Origin of the sequence: Streptomyces sp. NRRL S-340 (assembly GCF_000720185.1) — a bacterium.
GTDB lineage: Bacteria > Actinomycetota > Actinomycetes > Streptomycetales > Streptomycetaceae > Streptomyces.
Genome location: NZ_JOIY01000005.1, coordinates 76,376 through 96,766 on the forward strand (window position 1 = coordinate 76,376; position 20,391 = coordinate 96,766).

Annotated in this window: 19 protein-coding genes; 2 read left to right on the forward strand and 17 right to left on the reverse strand. The window is 73.7% G+C overall.

From position 1 onward, the window contains the following. Positions 1 to 38 precede the first annotated feature (38 nt). The 15 genes from fdh to IG64_RS05125 all read right to left on the reverse strand — a co-directional run bounded on the left by fdh (position 39) and on the right by IG64_RS05125 (position 16,788). Positions 39 to 3,296 carry a formate dehydrogenase gene (fdh, locus tag IG64_RS05050; protein WP_199811508.1) on the reverse strand — a complete coding sequence of 1,086 codons (3,258 nt, stop codon included), beginning with the start codon at positions 3,294 to 3,296 and terminating at the stop codon, positions 39 to 41. 208 nt (positions 3,297 to 3,504) lie between these two features. Continuing rightward, the gene (gene nrfD / locus IG64_RS05060) at positions 3,505 to 4,425 is read right to left on the reverse strand and encodes an NrfD/PsrC family molybdoenzyme membrane anchor subunit (protein WP_037852603.1); all 921 of its coding nucleotides are present in this window, start codon (positions 4,423 to 4,425) and stop codon (positions 3,505 to 3,507) included. Positions 4,426 to 4,649: 224 nt separating this feature from the next. Then, a complete protein-coding gene (locus IG64_RS05065) occupies positions 4,650 to 5,678 on the reverse strand; it encodes a 4Fe-4S dicluster domain-containing protein (protein WP_051812360.1) in 1,029 nt (342 codons plus the stop codon). A gap of 123 nt (positions 5,679 to 5,801) precedes the next feature. After that, positions 5,802 to 6,191 carry a hypothetical protein gene (locus IG64_RS05070; RefSeq protein WP_037852396.1) on the reverse strand — a complete coding sequence of 130 codons (390 nt, stop codon included), beginning with the start codon at positions 6,189 to 6,191 and terminating at the stop codon, positions 5,802 to 5,804. Between the two features lie 98 nt (positions 6,192 to 6,289). After that, positions 6,290 to 7,477 carry a carboxylate-amine ligase gene (locus IG64_RS05075; protein ID WP_078883800.1) on the reverse strand — a complete coding sequence of 396 codons (1,188 nt, stop codon included), beginning with the start codon at positions 7,475 to 7,477 and terminating at the stop codon, positions 6,290 to 6,292. Positions 7,478 to 7,534: 57 nt separating this feature from the next. Then, positions 7,535 to 7,987, reverse strand: a complete 453-nt coding sequence (locus IG64_RS05080; protein ID WP_037852398.1) for a hypothetical protein — start codon at positions 7,985 to 7,987, stop codon at positions 7,535 to 7,537. 7 nt (positions 7,988 to 7,994) lie between these two features. Then, the gene (locus IG64_RS05085) at positions 7,995 to 8,459 is read right to left on the reverse strand and encodes a hypothetical protein (protein ID WP_037852399.1); all 465 of its coding nucleotides are present in this window, start codon (positions 8,457 to 8,459) and stop codon (positions 7,995 to 7,997) included. Positions 8,460 to 8,655: 196 nt separating this feature from the next. Beyond that, positions 8,656 to 8,856 carry a hypothetical protein gene (locus tag IG64_RS05090; RefSeq protein WP_037852400.1) on the reverse strand — a complete coding sequence of 67 codons (201 nt, stop codon included), beginning with the start codon at positions 8,854 to 8,856 and terminating at the stop codon, positions 8,656 to 8,658. A gap of 86 nt (positions 8,857 to 8,942) precedes the next feature. After that, positions 8,943 to 10,181, reverse strand: coding sequence for a cytochrome P450 (locus IG64_RS05095; protein WP_037852401.1), 1,239 nt, complete (start codon positions 10,179 to 10,181; stop codon positions 8,943 to 8,945). Between the two features lie 62 nt (positions 10,182 to 10,243). Beyond that, entirely contained in the window at positions 10,244 to 11,638 is a 1,395-nt protein-coding gene (locus IG64_RS05100) for an NAD(P)/FAD-dependent oxidoreductase (protein WP_037852402.1), read from the reverse strand. Beyond that, entirely contained in the window at positions 11,628 to 11,873 is a 246-nt protein-coding gene (locus IG64_RS05105) for a ferredoxin (RefSeq protein WP_037852404.1), read from the reverse strand. The genes IG64_RS05100 and IG64_RS05105 overlap by 11 nt, the downstream gene beginning before the upstream one ends. A 207-nt stretch (positions 11,874 to 12,080) precedes the next feature. Then, positions 12,081 to 12,764: a hypothetical protein gene (locus IG64_RS05110; RefSeq protein WP_037852406.1), complete on the reverse strand. Its 684-nt coding sequence runs from the start codon at positions 12,762 to 12,764 to the stop codon at positions 12,081 to 12,083. Further along, the gene (locus tag IG64_RS05115; protein ID WP_037852408.1) at positions 12,761 to 14,443 is read right to left on the reverse strand and encodes a multicopper oxidase family protein; all 1,683 of its coding nucleotides are present in this window, start codon (positions 14,441 to 14,443) and stop codon (positions 12,761 to 12,763) included. Before IG64_RS05115 ends, IG64_RS05110 begins: the two co-directional genes overlap by 4 nt. A gap of 586 nt (positions 14,444 to 15,029) precedes the next feature. After that, positions 15,030 to 15,875, reverse strand: a complete 846-nt coding sequence (locus tag IG64_RS05120; protein WP_051812362.1) for an ABC transporter ATP-binding protein — start codon at positions 15,873 to 15,875, stop codon at positions 15,030 to 15,032. 184 nt (positions 15,876 to 16,059) lie between these two features. After that, positions 16,060 to 16,788, reverse strand: a complete 729-nt coding sequence (locus tag IG64_RS05125) for a L,D-transpeptidase family protein (RefSeq protein WP_078883813.1) — start codon at positions 16,786 to 16,788, stop codon at positions 16,060 to 16,062. A gap of 156 nt (positions 16,789 to 16,944) precedes the next feature. Between IG64_RS05125 and IG64_RS05130 the strand changes: the two genes are divergently transcribed. Beyond that, a complete protein-coding gene (locus tag IG64_RS05130) occupies positions 16,945 to 17,157 on the forward strand; it encodes a hypothetical protein (protein WP_234438393.1) in 213 nt (70 codons plus the stop codon). Between the two features lie 85 nt (positions 17,158 to 17,242). On the opposite strand, the gene IG64_RS05135 is transcribed toward IG64_RS05130, so the two are convergent. Next, positions 17,243 to 18,913: an MFS transporter gene (locus IG64_RS05135; protein ID WP_078883801.1), complete on the reverse strand. Its 1,671-nt coding sequence runs from the start codon at positions 18,911 to 18,913 to the stop codon at positions 17,243 to 17,245. 177 nt (positions 18,914 to 19,090) lie between these two features. After that, positions 19,091 to 19,561: a MarR family winged helix-turn-helix transcriptional regulator gene (locus IG64_RS05140; protein ID WP_037852415.1), complete on the reverse strand. Its 471-nt coding sequence runs from the start codon at positions 19,559 to 19,561 to the stop codon at positions 19,091 to 19,093. Positions 19,562 to 19,772: 211 nt separating this feature from the next. Between IG64_RS05140 and IG64_RS05145 the strand changes: the two genes are divergently transcribed. Further along, positions 19,773 to 20,342: a TetR/AcrR family transcriptional regulator gene (locus IG64_RS05145; protein WP_037852417.1), complete on the forward strand. Its 570-nt coding sequence runs from the start codon at positions 19,773 to 19,775 to the stop codon at positions 20,340 to 20,342. Positions 20,343 to 20,391 lie beyond the last annotated feature (49 nt).

Consider the following 20,391-nt stretch of genomic DNA (forward strand, 5'->3'; position numbering starts at 1 on the left):
GCCGGCCGCGACGGGACCGCCCCGGGGCCGCGGGCCGGTCAGGGCTCGGTCCCGGTGCGGTCGTCGATGCCGGCCCGCTGCCGGTAGGCGCGCACCAGCGCCGGTGCGGCCGGGCCGCGGGGGCGGCGCCCGGGCCGGATGTCGACGGCGAACGCCTTGGTCTCCTGGATGTGCGTGTTGGGGTCCAGGGACAGATGCACCAGCTCGTTGGCGGCGTCACCCGTGCTGAGGCCGTTGGGGCCCCAGTGGTAGGGCAGCCCCACCTGGTGCAGGGTGCGGCCGTGCACCCTCAGCGGCGGCACGCGGCCGGTCACCAGCACCCGCGCCTCGACGACCCCCCGGGCACTGACGATCGTCGCCCACCCGGTGTGTTCGAGCCCGCGCTCGGCGGCCAGTTCCGGCGACACCTCGCAGAAGAACTCCGGCTGCAGCTCCGCCAGGTAGGGCTGCCAGCGGGACATGCCGCCCGCCGTGTGGTGCTCGGTGAGCCGGTAGGTGGTGGCCACGTACGGGTACACCTGCGAGCCGGGCTCGTCGCCGCTGGGCTGGTAACGGTTGTCCGGGACGGACGGCATGACCTGCCGCACCGGGTTGCGCTGCCGGCTGTACAGCAGGTTCGGGACGGGCGAGTCCTGCGGTTCGTAGTGGGTCGGCAGCGGCCCGTCGGTGAGCCCGGAGGGCACGTACAGCCAGGCCTTCCCGTCGGCCTGCATGACGAACGGGTCGGTGCCCGAGAGTGCTTCGGGGCCGGTGGCGTCCGGCGGGGGCCGGTGGCCGGGCTCCTTGTCCTTCTTGAAGTCGGGGATGTCGTGGCCGGTCCACTCGCCCGCGTCGGCGTCCCACCACACGAGCGCCTTGCGCTCGCTCCACGGCCTGCCGTCCGGGTCCGCCGACGCCCGGTTGTACAGGATGCGGCGGTTGGCGGGCCACGCCCACCCCCACTCGGACGCCACCCAGTCCTGCTCGCCGCCGGGCCTGCGCCGCGCCGCCTGGTTCACCCCGTCGGCGTACACCCCGCAGTAGATCCAGCAGCCGCAGACGGTGGAGCCGTCGGACGCCAGCTGCTCGTACGAGGCCAGCGGCCGGCCCTCGGCGTCGCGGCCGTTGATCTCCGCCAGGACCTCCTCCGCGTCGGGCTCGGCCCGCTCGCCCTTCGTCGCGTAGTCCCACGTCAGGTCCAGCACCGGCCGGTCCACCGGATCGGCCGACCCGGCCAGCTTCTCCCGGATGATCCGCCCCAGGTGGTAGGTGAACCACAGGTCGCTGCGCGCCTCCCCGGCCGGCTCGACGGCCTGGTGGTGCCACTGCAGCAGCCGCTGCGTGTTGGTGAAGCTGCCGTCCTTCTCGGTGTGTGCGGCGGCCGGCAGGAAGAACACCTCCGTGCCGATGTCCTCCGTGCGCAGCTCGCCGGTCTCGATCTCCGGGCCGTCCTTCCACCAGGTGGCCGACTCGATCAGGGAGAAGTCCCGTACGACGAGCCAGTCCAGGTTGGCCATGCCCAGCCGCTGCAGCTTGGAGTTGGCCGAACCGACCGCCGGGTTCTCACCCATGAGGAAGTAACCCTTGCAGACCCCCTCCAGCTGGGCCGTCACCGTCTCGTAGGTGGAGTGCGAGCCGGTCAGACGCGGCAGGTAGTCGAAGCAGAAGTCGTTCTCCGCCGTCGCCGCCTCACCCCAGTAGGCCTTGAGCAGGCTCACCATGTAGGCGCGCATGTTGCCCCAGTAGCCCTTGCGGGCGGCCTCGCCGCGCACGAAGGCGTCCAGGTCCTCGTTGCGGTGCGCGTACGGCATCGGGATGTACCCGGGCAGCAGGTTGAACAGGGTGGGGATGTCGGTCGACCCCTGGATGGAGGCGTGCCCGCGCAGCGCCATGATGCCGCCGCCCGGCCGGCCGATGTTGCCGAGCAGGCTCTGCAGCACGGCGGCGGCCCGGATGTACTGCACCCCCACGGTGTGCTGGGTCCAGCCCACCGAGTAGGCGAACGCGGTGGTCCGCTCGCGCCCGGAGTTCTCCGTGACCAGCTCGCACACCTGCCGGAACAGGTCCTGCGGCACCCCGCAGATCCGCTCCACCAGTTCGGGCGTGTAGCGGGCGTAGTGCCGTTTGAGCACCTGGAACACGCACCGCGGGTGGCTCAGGGTCTCGTCCCGTTCGGGCTCGTCCTCGCCGATGGCGGGGCCGCCCGAGCCGTGGGACTCGCTGCCCGCCGCCTCGCTGACCGGGGCGCCGCCGGTGCGCTTGTCGTACTCCTCGTCGCGCTGTCCGGAGGCCGCCTGCATCTCGGTGCCCTCGTACTGCCAGCTCGTGTTGTCGTAGCTGCGGCTGTCGGGATCCAGCCCGGAGAACACCCCGTCCAGGTCCTCGGTGTCGCGGAAGTCCTCCCGCAGCACCACCGGCGCGTTGGTGTACGCGACGACGTAGTCACGGAAGTACGCGCCGGTGCTCAGCACGTGGTTGATGATCCCGCCGAGGAAGGCGATGTCCGAGCCCGCGCGCAGCGGCACGTGCACGTCCGCGAGCGCGCTGGTGCGGGTGAACCGCGGGTCCACGTGGATCACCTTGGCGCCGCGCGCCTTGGCCTCCATCACCCACTGGAACCCGACCGGATGGCACTCGGCCATGTTCGAGCCCTGGATGACGATGCAGTCCGCGTTCTGCAGGTCCTGCTGGAAGGTGGTCGCGCCGCCGCGGCCGAACGAGGTTCCCAGACCGGGAACGGTGGAGGAGTGTCAAACACGCGCCTGGTTCTCGATCTGGATCGCCCCGAGCGCCGTGAAGAGCTTCTTGATGAGGTAGTTCTCCTCGTTGTCCAGCGTCGCTCCGCCCAGACTGGCGATGCCGAGCGTGCGCCGGGTGCGCGTGCCGTCGACCTCCCACTGCCAGCCCGTGCGCCGCGCCTCGATGACCCGGTCGGCGATCATGTCCATCGCCGTGTCCAGGTCCAGGCGCTCCCACTCGGTGCCGTGCGGACGCCGGTGCAGCACGTGGTGCTCGCGGGCGCTCCCGGTGGTCAGCTGGAGGCTGGCCGAGCCCTTGGGACACAGCCGCCCGCGCGAGATCGGGGAGTCGGGGTCGCCCTCGATCTGCGTGACCCGCTCGTCCTCGACGTACACGTTCTGGCCGCAGCCCACGGCGCAGTAGGGGCAGACCGACTTCACGACCCGGTCGGCGGAGGCGACCCGGGGGGTGAGCCGCGCGGTGGGCCCGCTCTTGGCCGCGGCGCCCCGGCCCAGCGGGTCGGTGCCGGTGAGCTGGCGGTAGACCGGCCAGGAGTCGATCCAGGTGCGTACACCCATGACCTGGCCCTCCTCTCCGGTTACGGCGCTCCGTGGAGCGGCGCGGTTGCTGCGGGGTACCCCGCCCGTGCCCGGTGAAACCGGATCCGCGGCGGCGGGGTGCGGGGCCGTACGGCCCCGGGCGCTCATCCGTCACGTCCGGCCGCCGGCCGGTCACCCGTCCGGCGGCGGCACGGCGGGGGCCGTGCCGCCGCCAGCCGTGCCGCCGTCAGCCGGCGCGGGCGCGCAGCCGCTCGCGCTGGGGTACGACCGTGTAGCGGGGATCCTCGGCCGAGGCCACGCCGGCGTGGAACACCCCGAAGCGCAGCGCGGCCGAACCCGTCAGCAGCGCCACCCCCGCGACCGCCGCCGGCACCCGGCCGCCGCGCCCGCGCCGCCCGGTGCCGCTGCCCGCGTACGCCGCCAGCGCGGCGCCGCCCGCGGTCAGCAGCTCCGCCGCCCGCAGCAGCCGGTGCGGCCGGCCCTGCTCGAACGGCTCGGCCGCCAGGCCCATCCCGCGCTTCATCCGCCGGAAGGCGCCCAGCTCCAGCGCGGCGCCCAGCACGGCCATCCGGCGCGCGGGTCCGGCCTGCCGCAGCGGCGCGCAGAGGAGGGCCAGCCCGGCCGCCGCGCTCGCCCCCGACCCCGCGAAGACGAACGGCAGTTCCCGGTAGCCCTCGTGCCACGACGGCACCGCCGTGTCGGAGAGCAGCACGGCCGTGTACGTGGCCACCGCCGGACCCAGCACGGCGGCCCCGGCGGTGGCGCCCGCCCCGGCGAACCGCGCGCGGCCCGTGAGGTCGGCGGCGACGGCGGCCAGGGTCAGCGGCGCGTACCCGGCCAGCAGCCACGAGCCCGTGTTCATCGGAGAGGTGGGCTTGAACACGCGGAGCATGTTCAGGAAGCGCGCGGGCCTGCCGAGGTCGTGCACCAGCGCGCCCAGGGACAGGCTGATGGCACCCGCCGCGCCCAGCTTCGCCACCCGCGCCAGATCCGGCCGCCCGGTGCCCTGCCCGCCCGCCGCCAGCAGGGACGACGCGCCCGCCAGCCCGCCGAGGTAGAGGTACCCGGCGATGTCGACAGGCTTCCAGGTGGGCTTGTTCAGGACCGGTTCGCCGTAGTACGAGGAGAACGCCGCGTCGGGCACCACCGGCTGCTCGCCGCGCCCGCGCCGGCCGCGTCCGGACCGGCCGGTGCGCCCGGAGCGGTCCGTGTGTCCCGGCCGGCCGGCCGGTGCGGGCGCCGGGGCCTGCCGGCCGGGGCGCGCGCCCTGGACACCGCCGCGGGTCACGGCCGCTCCGCCGTCCGTTCCGTCGCTCGCGCCTGGATCCCGCCCGCCGTCCGGTCCCGTCCGCCTCGCGTCGCCCGGTCCGCTCATCGGGGCCTCCTCACGAAGCTCGCGACGCCCAGGGCGGCGAGCGAGGCGGCGGCCATCGCCGCGTGCTTCCACATCGCCGGCAGGTCGCGGGTGGTGACCACCGGGTCGGGCGGCAGCCCGTAGACCTCCGGCTCGTCGAGCAGCAGGAAGAACGCGCCGTCGCCGCCGACCCCGTCCTGCGGGCTCTCGCCGTAGAGCCGGGCCCCGGTGACGCCGGCCGCGTGCAGCCGCTCCACCCGGTCGGCGGCCCGCTCCCGCAGTTCTTCCAGCGGGCCGAACTGGATGGATTCGGTGGGGCACGCCTTCGCGCAGGCCGGTTCCATGCCGACCCCGAGCCGGTCGTAGCACAGGGTGCACTTCCAGACCCGGCCGTCCTCCTCACGCTGGTCGATGACCCCGTAGGGGCAGGCCGGCACGCAGTACCCGCAGCCGTTGCACACGTCCTCCTGGACCACCACGGTGCCGAACTCGGTGCGGAAGAGCGCTCCGGTGGGGCAGACGTCCAGGCAGGCCGCGTGAGTGCAGTGCTTGCAGACGTCGGAGGACATCAGCCAGCGCAGCTCCGTCCGCCCGTCGGGGGTGGGCGGGGACACCGGGGGACCAGGGGGGACCGGAGAAGCAGGTGGAGCCGGGGCGGCCCGGGGGGTGTCCAGGGCGCGGGCGGCCTCGAACACGTCGAACCCCTCGGCGCCCGCCGCGCCTTCCGCGGGGCCGGCCGGCCTCGTCTGTTCGATGAAGGCCACGTGCCGCCAGGTGTTCGCGCCCAGGCCGCGCGTGTTGTCGTAGGACATGCCGGTGAGTCCCCGCCCGTCCTCGGGCACAAAGTTCCACTCCTTGCACGCCACCTCGCACGCCTTGCACCCGATGCAGACGGAGGTGTCGGTGAAGAAGCCCATCCGCGGCGGGGCGTCGGGGTATCCGGCGGCCCGGGCCACGTCGGGCTGCGGTCCGGACAGCAGGCCGCCGGACGCGGCCGGCCGGCCGCCCTCCGCCCGGCCCACCGCCGCGGTGTCGCGCTCGCTCATGTGCGGCCTCCTCGCTCGGCGCCCGTAGGGCACGCTCCGCCGTCCGGGGCGGTGCGGCCGACGGGCCCGCCCCGGGTGCCCGCCGGGCAGGTCTGCGAAACCGGGTCCTGGGTGCCCGGCCCGTCAGGGCTGCGGGCCGTGCGGCCGGTGCGCGTTGTGCCAGGCGATGGCGCGCCGGATCTCCGGTGCGTGCAGGCCCGTGCGGCAGCCGAGCTGCCCCATGGTGAGCACCGGGGTGCCGCCGCTCAGAGCGCGGTCGATCTTCGCCGCCCAGAGTTCCTCCTGGACGAAGGGGCGGTGGCGGTAGCGCTCCTGGACGGCGGCGAAGTGCGTCTCACTGCACGCGGTGACCAGGCGCAGCCCGTCGAACCAGTCCCCGGTGGGGTGCACGGCGGACGAGTCCGGCACGTACCCCCGCACCGCCTCGTCCGCCGGGAAGGTCAGGGCGCACAGGTCGCACAGCTCCAGCGGCACGGGTACGGCGGACCGTACGCCCTTCCTGCGCTTCCACATGGCGACTCCCCGGGCTGCAGCGCGCTCGACACAAGGAGTTGCCCGTCCGGCGCGTTCCGAAACGCCCCGGCGGGGAGTGCCGGGGCGAAGTCCGCCGCTCACGTCCCCCGGCCGGTACCGGGGCCCGGCGCGAGCGGGCGGGAGGCGGCGGCGCCCGCGGAACGGCCGTGGCCGCCCGGGCGGGCAGCCGCGGCGGGCCGGGCCGCGGCACCGCGGGTCTCGGCGGCCAGCAGCCGTACGGCGGCGGCCTGGCCCAGCTGTTCGGCCCTGCACCGCAGCCGCCGCGCGGCGCTGCCGTCGGCCAGGGCCGCGTCCAGCAGTTCACGGACGGTGTCCCAGTCGCCGGACGCCTCCAGCGCCGGACGGAACCGGGCCCGCATGCCCGTCAGGACCGTCCGGGCGGGGGCGGCACGGCGGGTGACCGGATCGACCAGCGGGCCTTCGAGGCCCGAGCGCGCCGCCTGCCAGGTGGCGGCCCGCAGCCACTCGTGATGACCGTCGCACCCGGGCGGGTCGCGCCGGGCGAGCAGGGCGCAGGCGTCGTGGACGAGCGCCCGGAAGAGCCCGGCCACCAGCACCACCGTCGTCACCCGCGGGCAGGCGTCGCAGATGCGCAGTTCCAGCGTCGGCAGGTGTGCGGAGGGCCGGACGTCGTAATAGACCATTCCCGGGTCGCTGATGACCCCGGAGCGGATCAGGTCCCCCAGCAGGGCGTCGTAGGAGGCGGCACCGGAGTGGCAGCCGGCCGGCCCTGCGGTGGGCCAGCGCTGCCACAGCATCGTCCGCCAGCTCGCGTAACCGGTGTCGGCGCCCAGCCAGAACGGGGAGCTGGCGGAGAGCGCCAGCAGCGGGGGGAGCCAGGGCGCGACCAGGCACATGGCGCGCACGGCCGTGTCGCGGTCGGGTACGTCGACGTGCACCTGCGCGCTGCAGACCAGCTGCTCGTCGGCGACCCGCCGGTACCGCTCGGCCATGGCCCGGTAGCGCGGGTCGTCGGTGACGTCGCCCGGGGTGAGCACGGCCAGCGGGACGGTGCCTGCGGCGACCACGGCCAGTCCGAGCGGGGAGGCCGTCGCGGCGAGCCGGTGCCGGGACGCGGTCAGGTCGGCGAGCAGGCCGTCCAGGGTGTCGTGCACCCCGCTGTTGCTCTCCACGACCGACCGCTGCAGCTCGGGCGCGAACCCCGGTCCGGCCAGCCGGCCGAGGACGTCGCCGGCCCTGGGCACCAGCCGTCCGCTCCCGGCCTCCACGAGGTGGAACTCCTCCTCGGCCCCGATGCGCAACATCACGGTGCTTCCCCGCTCTCGTGGACCGGGCGGCCGCCCGGTGCCGGCGCCCGCCGGTCAGCGCATGGCCCGGTACGCCGCCGTGGTGGTCAGGCCGTACACCAGGTGCGGCACGACGTCGGACACCCAGGACGCCAGGTCCCACGAAGCGGGGTCGGTCAGCCGCAGGACGGTCGCGGGCGCGTTGGCTCCGGCCATGACGGCGGCGCCCAGCAGCGGCCCGGCCGTCCAGCCGGACAGCGCCGGGCGCCGGTGGCCGAACAGGCCGTAGGCCACTCCTGCGCCCACCCCGGTGGCGTAGCCCATCAGCGCCCCGGCCGCCTGGGTGCGGTTCTCCTTCTCCTCACCGCCGCCGAGCGGGATCCGGACGCGGCCGGCGAGCCGGCCGGCGACCTCGGCCGGGATGCTGCTGGACGGTCTCCCGCGCAGCAGCATGTCGCCGTACGTGACCACGTCCAGCGCGAGCGTTCCGGCGGCGCCCGCCAGCAGACCCTTGGTGATCGGGTGCATCACGGGCTCAGTTCCACAGGGAGTAGGTGACCACGCGCCCGTACCCGTCCGGCCGGGGCCCGGGGAAGGCGAGGCTCAGCCGGGTGAAGTGCTCGAACCGCGGGTGCTTCTTCCAGGGCTCGGCACGGTCCAGGCGCACGACGACCGGGTACGAGTGGAAGGTCCCGGCCGCGCAGTACGGCTTGCAGTCGTTGACGAGGTTGACGCCCTCGGCCACCGCCGAACGGCCGTTCCACTTCGTCCAGTGCAGCGAGGACAGGCGGCTGTTGCCGTCGCCGCAGGCCAGGATGAACGCGTCGGGGCGCGTCTGCGGCTTCCAGAGGCAGTCGACGAACACGGGCTGCCGGTGCGTGGTGTGCGAGGCTCCCGCTCCCCCCGGTGCCGCCTGTGCCGCGGAGGCCGTTCCCAGACCCGCGGTGAGCAGGACGGCTGCACCGAGCGTGACGGCGGTCCTCACTGTGTGTTCGCCCATGTCCGCTCCCAACCGTTGACGTCAGAAACTCATCAACGACGCTACGACGGGGCGAGAGGTTGCACCACTCGGACGGAGCAGCGCTGTCGGTGCCGGGCGGAGAAGCGCTGCCGGGCCGGCCGGGAGCGGGATCACCCCCGGACCGGCCGGAGCGGACCGCCGGGGCGGTGCGCTCGCGCCGGACGGAGCCGTGCCGTCAGCCGGGGGACCGGTGCCGCGCGCTCAGGCCGGGCGACGGGCCGCCGTCGTCCGGGGCGAACTGGCAGGTGTCGCACAGCTCGTGCTGACCGTCCTGGGTGACGACGGTCCCCCAGCCCAGACAGTGCTCGCAGTCACGAGCCAGGTCCAGGTCGGGGTGCGGCGGCGGGGTGGGGCTGTGGTGGGCTCCGTACGCCATGCGGGGGCGGCTCCTCGAAGTCGCGACGGGGATACTCATTCATTTTGTCTGATTTTTCTGTGTTGTCCAGAAGCTTTCCGGGCTCGTCAGGCCAGCACGCCGTCGATCGCGACGTTCAGGTGCCGCGGGCCGCGCAACACCGCGTTCTGCCGGTAGGGCGGCGGGTCCTCGACGAGCCGGGGGTTGTCCAGGCGCCGGGCCAGCTCGGTGAGGGCGATCTGCGTCTCCAGCCGGGCCAGCGGCGCGCCGAAGCACACGTGGACACCGCTGCCGAACCCGAGGTGCTGGATGTCCCCGCGGTCCGGGTCGAACCGGTCGGGGTCCTCGAAGCGCTCCGGGTCCCGGTTGCCCGCGCCCAGCACGAGCCAGATCCGCGAGCCCTTGGGGATCGTCACCCCGCGCAGCTCGATGTCCGTGATGCAGGTCCGCGAGGGCACCAGCTGCACCGGGGGCTCGTAACGGAGCAGTTCCTCGACGATGTTGACGCTGAGCCCGGGGTCCTCGCGCAGCCGCCGCAGGTGCTCCGGGTGGCGCAGCAGGGTGAGCATGCCGTTGGTGATGAGGTTGACCGTCGTCTCGTGGCCCGCGATGAGCAGCAGCACCGCCGTGCTGAGCACCTCCATCGTCGACATGGCCCCGTCCGGGCCGTGACCGGTCATCAGGTCGGACAGCATGTCGTCGCGGGGCTCCTTGGCGCGCTGCTCCGCCAGTCCCGCCAGGTACATGCCGAGCTGGAGCCGCGCCTCCTGCGCGGCGCGCTGGACCGGCGCCTCGGGATCGTCGCGCGAGTCCGGGTCCAGGCCGGCGACGATCGGGTCGACCCAGGCACGAAAGCGCGGCTCGTCCTCCCGGGGCACCCCGAGGAGACGGCAGATCACCGTCACCGGGAAGGGGTACGCGAACTGGTCGACGAGGTCGACCTGCCGGGCGTCGCCGAGCCCGTCGAGGAGTTCGGCGACGATACGTCCGAGTTCCTCGCGCATGGAGTCGATCCGGTGCGGCCGGTGCGGCGGCCCGAACGAACTGTTGGCGATCCGCCGCAGCCGGTCGTGCTCGGGCGGGTCGAGCCGGATGAAGCTCGGCGGCAGGCCCGTCGCCTCCGGCTCCGACAGTTCGCCGGCGCCCGGCGCGGCGAGCTTGCCTGCGTCGGAGCTGATCCGGGGATCGTGCAGCAGGCCCAGGATGTCGTAGTAGGAGCTGATGACGTACGGGCCGCCCTCCTCCTCGTGCAGCACGGGCGTCCTGCGCAGTTCCGCGTAGAGCGGATACGGGTTGGCGCGGCTGGAGAAGTCGGTGATCCGGCGCATGAGCGACGGTTGCGTCATGGGAGGTCCTCGGGGTGTCCTCGGGTGGGGCAGGGGCGGGGCGCCGGCCGGCGGCGCGGTGGTCAGTGGCGGGCCGGGGTGAAGACCATGCGCCGGTCGGCCGGTGAGTACCCGCTGAGGGTCACCGTCGGGCCGTGCGTCGGCAGGGACGGGTCGGGGAAGTCGGCCGGCACCGGCCTGCGGCCCTCGGGCCGCCGGTCCAGCGTCGGGTACTCCACCGGGAACGGCGCGCCCATCTCGATCTGCCGCTCGTAGAACTCCAGCCACCGCGTGTTGTCGAAGCTCACGGCCGCGATCACCCGGCCCTGGTAGCCGTAGACCCCCACGAAGCGGCGCTCGGCGAGCGAACCCTGGGTGATCATGATCTGCTCGCCCATGGACGGCACGCCGACGGACTTGATGTTCACACCGAACTGCGACGACCAGAACGCGGGCACCCAGATGTGCGGTCGCCGGTCGGAACTGGCGCTGATCATGTTGTGCGCCGCCACCTCGGCCTGCGCGACGGCATTGCCCCAGTGCTCCAGGGACAGGAACTGGTAGCCGAACAGCGGGTGCGGGGAGCGGGCCACGTCCCCGGCCACGTACACGTCGTCGGTGACGATGCCCCGGAAGTCGAACGCCCGGCACCCCGCGTCGCAGGCGATGCCGCGCGGACCGGCCCCGAGCCCGGAGCCGGTCAGCCAGTCGGTGTTGCGGGTCGCGCCCAGGCACACCACCACGACGTCCGTCTCGACGACGCTGCCGTCGGACAGGTGGGCGGCCCGCACCCGCCCGACCGGACTGCCCTCCAGACCGGTGACCATGACGCCGGTGCGCAGGTCGACCCCGTTGTCGTGGTGCAGTTCCGCGGCGACCGTCCCGACCACGCCGCCGAGCGCGCCCACCAGCGGGGCGTCCGCCCGCTCGGCCACGGTGACGGGGATGCCCTGGTCGCGGCAGGCGGAGGCGATCTCCGACCCGGTGAACCCGGCGCCGATCACGAAGACCCGGCGCGGCGCGGCCTTCAGCCGCCGGTGCAGCCGCACGGCGTCGTCCCGGGTGCGCAGCACGAAGACCCCGTCGAGCTGGGCCTCCTCCTCCTTCGGCCAGGGCCGGGCCCGGACCCCGGTCGCGATCAGCAGCCGGTCGTAGGGCACCTCGTCGCCGTCGGCGAGCCGGACCCGCCGGCCCGCGAGGTCGAGTCCGGTCGCGGCCACGCCCAGCCGCCACGTCGCGTCGACGTCGACGCGACGGGGAAGGTCCGTGCGGTCCGGCGCCGCCTTGCCGAGCAGGACCGCCTTGGACAGCGGAGGCCGGTCGTACGGCTCGTACGGCTCGTCGCCGATCATGGTCAGCGACCCGGCGAAGCCCTCCGCGCGCAGGGTCTCGGCGGCCCGCAGACCCGCCAGCGAGGCACCCACGACGACGATCCGGCCCTCCCGGCGCAGCCACTCGTGGAACTGCTCAGCGGGCATCGGACGCCTCCTGTCCGGCGGTGGCGGAGCGCGCGCCGCCCCCGTCCGTGCCGTCCGCGGTGATCGCCTGCACCGGGCAGGCCGCGACGGCACGGGCCAGCTTCTCCCGGTGCTCGTCGTCGGCCCACGGGCTGTACACCAGCGACTCCTCACCGTGCATCGTGAACACGTCCGGCGCGAGGAAGGCGCACTGGGCATAGCCCTGGCACTTGTTCAGATCGACGACAAGCCTCATTGGCGACCCGCCCTTCCGGCGGCCAGGTCTTCGGGCGCCGCCCGCTCGGCGGCGCCCTCGGACGGCGGTCATCTCCCCCACGACAGGATCCACAGCGCGAGGGCTCCGCCGCGCGCCGGAGCCCGCCGTAGGAGTGACGGGCCATCCGCCCGCGCGGGCCCACGGGACCCGTACGCGGGGAACGCGCCGGCGGCCGCTGCGCGGCTCTCAGGCCGCCGGGGCGGCGGGACCGGCGCGGCGGCCGGCCGCCGCCAGGACGTGGAGGCTGAGCACCAGCGCCCAGGCCGGGAAGGCCAGCTCGGCCCAGGGCACCCGGGAGGAGGCGAACAGCAGCGTCAGCGCGGCCAGCAGTCCCAGCACGGTCAGCCACCGCGGCAGCACCCGCAGCCGGTGTCCCATCACCGACAGGGAGCAGGTGAAGACGGCCGCCATCCGCATCGCGTACCCGGTCATCAGCTCGTACGCCAGACGGCGGCCGAACTCCCAGGCGGCGGGGGAGGGCGCGGGGCCGGCCGCACGCGCGGTGGCGAGCGCGGCGGTGGCCGCGGCGGCCGCCCCGAACATCATGGCCACGAAGACCAGCCCGCTGCCCAGGAAGACGGTCGCCAGGAACTTGTCCTCGGCCGCTCCCACATGGGTGCGCACCACGCCGACGAACCACAGGAAGAAGATCCCGGCCAGCGGCACGAGACCGAGCGCCGCCCGGACCGCGTCACGCCGCGTGGAGTCGGTCAGGGCCGGCGCGGTGACCGAGTCGGCACCCTCCGGCAGGCCCAGCCGGATCAGTACGACGGCCGCCGCGAGCAGCAGCGCGAACAGGACCCCGGCCAGCCCCGCCGCCCGCGGAGCGCGCAGCGCCTGCTCCGCCGGCGTGACCGCGGTGCTCGTCACTTGCGGTAGCCGAGGATGGTCATCATGCCGGACTCGGAGTGGTACTGGTTGTGGCAGTGCAGCATCCACAGGCCGGGGTTGTCGGCGTCGAAGTCGGCGACGAGTTTGCGGTGCGGCAGCACGATCGCGGTGTCCTTGCGCGTGCCGATGTCGCCGAGGCCGGCCAGCGCGAAGGTGTGGCCGTGCAGGTGCAGCGGGTGCCACATGTCGGTGGAGTTGATCAGCGTGAGCCGGACCCGCTCGTCCTTGCGGACGGGATGGCGGTGCTCGGTGGAGTACGGCTGGTGGTCGAAGGCCCAGTCGTACTTCTTCATGCTGCCGGTGAGCCGGATACGGATGTGCCGGTCCGGTTCCCGGTCGCGGAAGGCCACCGACTCGTGCGGCCGCAGGGCCCGGGCGGGCAGGAGGCGGCCGTCCAGCTCGTCCGGGTGCACCGAGGGCGAGGGCAGCCCCTTGCCCTTGTCGGTGCGCAGCACGGCCAGCGCCCTGGCCTTGCTTCCCTTGCCCTCGGCCAGGGCGACCAGCGGGAACATCCCGTCCTTGACGGTGACGACCACGTCGTAGCGCTCGGCCATGCCGATGAGCAGCGCGTCCGTGTCGCGGGGCTCGACGGGGTAGCCGTCGGTGTGCGTCACCGTCATCCGGTGGCCGCCCAGGGCCACCCGGAACGCGGTGTCGGCGCCGGCGTTGATGAGCCGCAGCCGGACGCGGTCCCCCGGCTTGGCCCTGAACACCTGGGCGGAGTGCGGCAGATGCCCGTTGACCAGGTAGTACGGGAAGTCGACGTTGCCGCCCATGCCGTCCAGGAGACGGCTGTGGGAGTGGCGCAGGACGCGGGAGGGGCCGCCGCCCGACTTCCCGTACGGCGCGCTGCGGCCGGCGGAGGCGTGATGACCGGCGGAACCTTCCTGCTGGGAGCCGCCGCCCATGTCCATGCTCATCGGCGGACGCTTGCCGCCGTGCAGCTGCGCCAGTACGCCGTCGGGGGTGGAGCCGTCCACCCCGTCCACCCAGTCGTCCAGGACGACGACCCACTCCTTGTCGTAGGACAGGGGCTCCTTGGGGTCGTCCACGACCAACGGCGCGTACAGCCCCCGGTCGGGCTGCATGCCCTCGTGGGAGTGGAGGAGATAGGTGCCCGGGTAGGAGACGGCGAAGCGGTAGCGGAACTCCTCGCCCGGCTTGATCCCCTCCTGCGTGAGCCCCGGCACACCGTCCATGTCGCAGCGCAGGCGCACCCCGTGCGAGTGCAGCGTCGTCGCCACCGGGAGCCGGTTGACCAGCGTGAGGTCCAGGATGTCGCCCCTGGTCACGCGGATCACCCCGCCGGGCACCGAACCGCTGTACGCCCACGTCCTGACGGAGCGTCCGCCCAGGTCGAACGTGGTCTCCGCGGCCGTGAACCGGAAGGTGCGCACCGGCCCGGTGCCGCGCTCGCGCTCGGTGGCCAGCACCTCGGGGTCGGACGGGTTCACGTACCCCTTGGGCCCCTTCGGCACGAAGGGGCGGGAGCGGCCGTCCGCGGTGCCGGATCCCGGTGCGGAGCCCGAGCCCCGGGCGGTTCCCGGGTGCGGACCCGCCTCCGACGGGGAGCCTGACCCGGAGCAGGCTCCCAGGAGGCCTGAGCCGGCAGCCATGATCGAGGCACTGAGCAAGGTGCGCCGCGTAGGTGTGTGCATGAATGAATAACACACGTTTTATGGCGATATGTGGGAGAACCGGGGCGGCGCGTCCGGTGATCCGGGCGGTCAATTTCCGTGCGGCAGCGCCCGGCATCCGGGGAGGGTCACCCGGTCGGCCGAAAGCGGACGCGAGGGGAACGCGTCGCCGTTCAGGGTGACTTGGCCGGAAAAGGCGCGCCGACCGGGTCCGGAGCGCACGAAGAAGCGGCGGCAGGCACCGGGACCCCGGCGCCTGCCGCCGCCTGTGTCAGGTCAGTTGGCCCGGGCGGCCGCTCTCCGGGCGTTGTTGTACAGGCGCAGCAGGTGCTTGGCGACGGGGCACGGCGCACCGTCCGCGCGGCACTGGCGGCACGTCCGCATGTGCTGTTGGTGTTCAGAATGCGCTTGCTGCAGAGCATCGCCCTGGGACGGCATGAGGATCCTCGCACGGGGGGTCGGACGGAGTGGAGCGCTCAACTTGGCTGTAGGGAGCACCTGAAGCCAAAGTTGATCACGTTACTCCCGGTAGTGGAAAGCGGCATCCGGCCACGCTGAGCCACTGACCGTCACGACCCGGACCGTCACCCAGGGTCACACGCCCAGGTCAGACCTGTCGACCGGAGTAGGCCCACCAGCGGCCCTCGTGCCGGTTCACCGCGATCGGCCGGCCGAAGCAGGACGTCAGCCAGGGACCGGTCAGCACGTCCGCCACGGGCCCGCGGGCCAGGATCCTGCCCTCGCGCAGCAGCAGGGCGTGGCCGACGGCGGGGGACAGCTCCTCCAGGTGGTGGGTGACCGTCACGGTGGCCAGTCGCGGGCGGCCCGCGGCCAGCCGCTGCATGGCCTCCACGAGGTCCTCGCGGGAGGGCAGGTCGAGGGCGTTGAACGGCTCGTCCAGCAGGAGCAGGGCGGGGTCGGCCATCAGCGCCCTGGCGATGAGGACACGGGCCCGCTGTCCGCCCGAGCAGACCCCGTACGGCCGGTCCGCCAGGTCCTTGATCTCCAGCTCGGCGAGGAGTTCGTGCGCCCGCTCGCGCACCTCCTCGTCGTAGGACCGCCACAGCGGCTGGACCGTGCCGGTGTGACCGGTCAGCACGACCGTGTGTGCGCCGAGGTCCTGCGGCACGCGCTGCGCGGAGGTGACGTGCCCGATGAGGGCCCGCAGTTCACGCACGTCGACGCGGCCGAGCCGGGCGCCCAGCACCTCCACACTGCCGGTGGTGGGGTGCATCAGCGCGCCGAGCAGGCGCAGCAGCGTCGTCTTGCCCGCGCCGTTCGCGCCGAGCAGCGCCCAGTGCTCCCCGGGCCGGACGGTCCAGTCGATGCCGTCGAGGATCACCTGGTCGGTCGTGTACCGGCGCACGCCCACGTCCCGGAGCGCCACCACGGCACCCGGGTCCGCCGTCCCGTCGTCCTTCACGGGCCGTCGTCCCGTTGTCTCCTCGGCCATCCCAGGGCTCCCCTCGACGCGTTCGGCCCCCGTCTCATCGGCACCCCAGACGTTAGATGCATCCGGCACCTTGTCGCCGGTCCGTCCGGTTCGTGGACGCCTGCACCGGCGGGGACCGGCGGACGGGCGTGTGCCGGCCGCGGCGGGCACCGGCGGGAGGGCGTGCGGCGGTCGGGCAGCCCGGTCAAGCGGCGAGGTGGCGGGAGTCGCCCATGACCACCACCGGGTGGAGGCGCGGGTCGAGCGTGCGCAGCAGGTAGCGCATCGCGTCCTCGGACTGGCTCACGCACGCGGACGTGCCGCCGCCGTGGTCCATGTGCAGCCAGATGCTGCCGCCCTTGCGCTGTCCCTCGGGCCGCGTGGGGTCGTTGGGCGCGGTGCCCCGGACGCGGTTGTAGTCGATCGCGATGACGTAGTCGAAGTCGTGCCAGGAGTTCTTGTTCCAGTAGTGCGGCGCCTGGAACGAGGCGGACCGGGTGTACGGCAGCCGGCTCCCGGGGTCGGCCAGCACACCGCCGGCGTCACTCAAGGTGAACACGCCCACCGGGGTGCGCTGGTCGCCCTCGTGGTGGTCGGTCGTCCAGCCCTTCCTGCCGTTGTGTGCCGCCCAGGAACGCAGTTGCTCCCAATGGGAGCCGGTCCTGGTGAAGAGCTTCACCGTCGAGTCGGGGGAGTCGGGGCCCGCGCCGTAGACGGCGACCACCTGGCGGGTGCCGGCCGGGACGCGCCGCCACATCCCGTCGCCGATGCCGGGGACACGCGTCGGCGCCGCGGCGCGCGGCGTGCCGCCCGGCCCGCTCGCGCCGCCCTTGCCGTGCGGGCGGGCCGAACTGCCGCAGCCGGTCAGACAGATCGCCAGGGTCGCGCAGGCCACCGTCGCGGCGGCCGTCCGTATCGCACCGCTTTTTCGCATGGCGCCCATGATGGCACCGCGTTCCGGCCGCCCCGCCGCCGGGTCCCGGCCCCCGCGCCGTCACCCGAATGGCCGTCTGCGGCAGCGTGCCCAGGGCCGATCGGGTGTCTCCTGGAGTGAGAGAGGCGTCCATCAAGGGAGCCGATCATGTATGAGATGTGTGCAGGAGTCGAGAAACCGGGCGGCGCACTGGTGTGGCATGTCATGGCCAAGAACACGGTGACCACGCTCTGCGGCCAGCGGCTCGGCCGGCGTGTCGACGGGGCGAGCGCGCAGCGGGCCGGTCACTGTTCCACGTGCATGGCCTTGTTCGGGAAGCTGATGACCGCTCCACCGGCCGTCGGCTCCCCGGTCGGCACGGACAACTAGCGGTCCGTGTCGCAAGGGCCCTGTTCGCCGGGGAAGTTCTCCCGGCGGACAGGGCCCTTCGGCGTGCGGGGCGCGCGACGGGGTGTCAGCTCCTGCGGGTCTGGCCTCGGCTGCGGTCGTGGTCGGTGCGGGGCTCGCGGTCGAGGGCGTGCTCGCCGTTTCCGTGCGTGTCGTCGGTCCTGTTGCCGGTGCGGTCGCCTCGGTCGCGCAGGCCGAGGACGGCGGTGAGGGCGCCTGCCGCGCAGAGCACGCCCGTGGTCAGGGCCGCGGTGTGCAGACCGCCGACGAAGGCCTGGCCGCTGCCGGCCACGACCGCCTCCTTCAGCGGACCGGGCATCGCGCCGGACACGGGGGCGACCCCCATGGAGACGGCGTCCTTCGCGCCCTCGAGCTGCCGTGCGGTGTCCTGCGGCACCCCGGCCGAGGTGAGGGCGGAACCCAGCGTGGCGCCGACGCGGCTGCTGATCAGGGACACCAGGACGGACGTCCCGAGCGCGCCGCCGACCTGGAGCGAGGTGGCCTGCAGCCCGCCCGCGACCCCGGCGTCCGCGACCGGCGCGTTGCCCACGATGGTGTCCGAGGAGGCCGACATCACCATGCCGACGCCCAGGCCCAGCGCGATGAACGGCGGCCACAGCGCCCCGTACCCGGAATCGGCGCTCCAGGTGAGCATCAGGAAGGAGGCGGCCGCCTGCAGCAGCATGCCCAGCGGCATCGTCAGCCGGGCGGAGAAACGCTCGGTCAGGGCGGCGCCGAGCGGTGAGGCGACGACCGAGGCGAGACTCAGCGGCAGGGTCCGCACGCCCGCCTCGACCGGGGAGAAGCCGCGGACGTTCTGCAGGTAGAGCATCACGAAGAAGATGGAGCCCAGCAGGACGAAGAAGTTGAGCCCGGTGATCACGGTACCGATGGTCAGGGCCCGGTTGCGGAACAGCCGCATGGGCAGCAGCGGTGCGGCCACGCGGGTCTCGTGCCGCCCGAACAGCAGCAGTGCGACGATCCCGGCGCCGATCGAGCCGAGTGTGGCGGCCGAGGACCAGCCCCACGTCTCGCCCTTGACGACGCCGAGGACGACGAGCAGCGCACCGGCGGCGAGCAGCAGTACACCGGGGATGTCGAACTTCTCGCCGCGCGCGGAGTCGTTGCGGCTCCGGGGCAGGACCAGCGCGCTCACGACCAGTGCGGCCACGCCGATCGGGGCGTTGACGTAGAACACCGATTCCCAGTCGACGTGCTCGACGAGCAGGCCGCCGACGATCGGGCCGAGCGCGGTGGAGACGGACGAGACCATGGCCCAGATGCCGACCGCCATGCCGAACTTGCGCGGCGGGAAGACGGCGCGGAGCAGGCCGAGCGTGTTGGGCATGAGCAGGGCGCCGAAGAGGCCCTGGAGCGCGCGGAAGGCGATGACCGGGACGATCGCGCCGGACAGTCCGATGGCGACGGAGGCCAGGGTGAAACCGGCGACACCGGCGAGGTAGACGGTGCGGCGTCCGAAGCGGTCGCCGAGTTTGCCGCCGAGGATGAGCGCGGCGGCGAGCGCGAGCAGGTAGGCGTTGGTCACCCACTGCAGGTCGGCGGTGGTGGCGTCAAGGTCGCGGCCGATCTCGGGGTTGGCGATGGAGACCACCGACCCGTCGAGACCGACCATGAACAGGCCGAACGCAACGGCGACGAGGGTCAGCCACGGATTGGCGCGGCGGCCCGCCGCCCGCTGGGGCGGAGCTGCCGGCAGGGTCGCACTGGACGAGGACATGATGAGGACTGCCTTGTTTCGTGTGTCGTACGAGGACAGGGGGCGCGGGCGCGGCGGCAGGTGTGCCGCAGCGCGGCCGGCGGATGGGGGCGGCACAAGCGCGGGAAAAGGACCCGGAAGACCCGGAGGCCCGGAAGCAGCGGGCCCGGAAGTGGGGGGCGCCCTGCAGGGCGCGGCTCAGTCCTGGCCGCAGGCGGGCCGCAGGCGGGCGGCGAGCGAGCGCAGCGCGCCCACGGCGGAGCCCAGCGCGGCCATCTCGCCCTCGCCGAGGTGGCGCATGGCGTCGGAGAGGTGACGCTCGGCGAGCGCTGCCGCCTCGGCGAGCCGCTCCCGCGCGAGATCCGTGCAGTACAGGTGGGCGACGCGCTTGTCGGCCGGGTCGGAGCGGCGCTCCAGAAGTCCCAGGCCGGTGAGTTGGGAGACGAGCGCGCTGACGTTGTTCGGCTTCATCAGCAGGATGCCGGCCGCTTCCCGCACGGTGACGCCCTCCTGCTCGGCGGTGAGCCGCAGGAGCGCGAGCTGGCCGTCGGGGAGTTTGTCGTGCGGGAAGTCCGCGCGGATGCGGTGGTCCAGGGCCCGGTGCACCGCCGACACGGCGACCGCGAGTTCGGCGGCGGCGCTGTCTGCGGGGGTACGGGGTCCGGGCACGGGGCGACTTTATATATGAGGCTATAGGTATGTCAACATAGATGACGGCGCCGGGCGAGTGTCCGGTCACCGCACTGACCGGGCGCGGTGCGGAGGCCGCGGGGCCGTCTCGCGTGAAGGCTGCGGCCTGGGGCGACCCCGCCGCCCACTCCTGCTTGCCTAAAGTATTTAGGCATGTGCACAATCCCTTCAGGAAGCAGGAGGGATCACTGTGCCACGCGCTGGACTCACCACCGACCGCCTGGTCCGGGCCGGGGCGGAGCTGGCCGACGAGGTCGGCTTCGACCAGGTGACCGTCTCGGCGCTCGCCCGGCGGTTCGACGTCAAGGTGGCGAGCCTGTACTCGCACCTGAAGAACTCGCAGGACCTGAAGACGAGGATCGCCCTGCTCGCCCTGGAGGAACTGGCCGACCGGGCGGCCGACGCCCTGGCCGGACGGGCCGGCAAGGAGGCGCTGGCCGCCTACGCCGACGTCTACCGCGCCTACGCCAGGGAGCATCCCGGCCGCTATGCCGCCGCACGGCTGCCGCTGGACGCGGAGACCGCGGCCGGGAGCGCGGGAGTGCGCCACGCCCAGATGACGCGGGCGATCCTGCGCGGATACGGCCTGACGGAACCGGACGAGACCCACGCCGTCCGGCTGCTGGGCAGCGTCTTCCACGGCTACGTCAGCCTGGAGCTGGCCGGCGGCTTCCGGCACAGCGCCCCCGACTCCCAGGAGACCTGGGCGTGGGTGCTCGACCGCCTGGACACGCTGCTGCGCGACCTCACCGCGTCCTGAGACCCGCCCCGTGAGCCTTCCCCCGGCCGCCAGGCCCGGGCCGCGAGCG

What these genes read in the sequence shown, in the direction of transcription:
- IG64_RS05100 (WP_037852402.1), bottom strand. Translation starts at nt 11,638, where the DNA reads ATGCCCGCTGAGCAGTTCCACGAGTGGCTGCGCCGGGAGGGCCGGATC.
- IG64_RS05085 (WP_037852399.1), bottom strand. Translation starts at nt 8,459, where the DNA reads ATGGGCGAACACACAGTGAGGACCGCCGTCACGCTCGGTGCAGCCGTC.
- IG64_RS05130 (WP_234438393.1), top strand. Translation starts at nt 16,945, where the DNA reads ATGTGTGCAGGAGTCGAGAAACCGGGCGGCGCACTGGTGTGGCATGTC.
- IG64_RS05095 (WP_037852401.1), bottom strand. Translation starts at nt 10,181, where the DNA reads ATGACGCAACCGTCGCTCATGCGCCGGATCACCGACTTCTCCAGCCGC.
- IG64_RS05105 (WP_037852404.1), bottom strand. Translation starts at nt 11,873, where the DNA reads ATGAGGCTTGTCGTCGATCTGAACAAGTGCCAGGGCTATGCCCAGTGC.
- IG64_RS05070 (WP_037852396.1), bottom strand. Translation starts at nt 6,191, where the DNA reads ATGTGGAAGCGCAGGAAGGGCGTACGGTCCGCCGTACCCGTGCCGCTG.
- IG64_RS05080 (WP_037852398.1), bottom strand. Translation starts at nt 7,987, where the DNA reads ATGCACCCGATCACCAAGGGTCTGCTGGCGGGCGCCGCCGGAACGCTC.
- IG64_RS05125 (WP_078883813.1), bottom strand. Translation starts at nt 16,788, where the DNA reads ATGCGAAAAAGCGGTGCGATACGGACGGCCGCCGCGACGGTGGCCTGC.
- IG64_RS05065 (WP_051812360.1), bottom strand. Translation starts at nt 5,678, where the DNA reads ATGAGCGAGCGCGACACCGCGGCGGTGGGCCGGGCGGAGGGCGGCCGG.
- IG64_RS05135 (WP_078883801.1), bottom strand. Translation starts at nt 18,913, where the DNA reads ATGTCCTCGTCCAGTGCGACCCTGCCGGCAGCTCCGCCCCAGCGGGCG.
- IG64_RS05120 (WP_051812362.1), bottom strand. Translation starts at nt 15,875, where the DNA reads ATGGCCGAGGAGACAACGGGACGACGGCCCGTGAAGGACGACGGGACG.
- IG64_RS05090 (WP_037852400.1), bottom strand. Translation starts at nt 8,856, where the DNA reads ATGGCGTACGGAGCCCACCACAGCCCCACCCCGCCGCCGCACCCCGAC.
- IG64_RS05075 (WP_078883800.1), bottom strand. Translation starts at nt 7,477, where the DNA reads ATGTTGCGCATCGGGGCCGAGGAGGAGTTCCACCTCGTGGAGGCCGGG.
- IG64_RS05115 (WP_037852408.1), bottom strand. Translation starts at nt 14,443, where the DNA reads ATGCACACACCTACGCGGCGCACCTTGCTCAGTGCCTCGATCATGGCT.